Annotated in this window: 1 protein-coding gene; it reads right to left on the bottom strand. The window is 47.5% G+C overall.

Annotation, left to right across the window (positions count from 1 at the left end; translation table 11 throughout):
* Nucleotides 1–65: 65 nt before the first annotated feature.
* The coding region (locus FN960_RS24370) for a cytochrome C oxidase subunit IV family protein (RefSeq protein WP_185971158.1) at nt 66–257 on the bottom strand (192 nt) is incomplete at its 5' end.

Genomic DNA, 257 nt, shown 5'->3' with positions numbered 1-257 from the left:
GTTGCCAAAGATGATGCCTGGTTTCGTTACTTGCAGGTATTGCTTAAACATCATAACCGCCGCTCTTAGTGCATCATCATGTTGTAGTTGAGGTTCCACATAATCCAGATGGAGGCTACAACCAGGATAGCGATGATTAGCACGGTGAAGACAAACGCCGTCATGTTCCAGCCTTCATCTGATTTGGTATTCATGTGCAGGAAGCACACCAGATGCACCAGAACCTGTACCACTGCCATTGCCAGGATTGTTCCCAG

The sequence above is a fragment of the Alkalicoccobacillus porphyridii genome, assembly GCF_007293315.1.
In the GTDB taxonomy this organism is placed as follows: Bacteria; Bacillota; Bacilli; order Bacillales; family Bacillaceae_D; genus Alkalicoccobacillus; species Alkalicoccobacillus porphyridii.
This window is presented reverse-complemented; position numbering and strand designations above follow the sequence as displayed.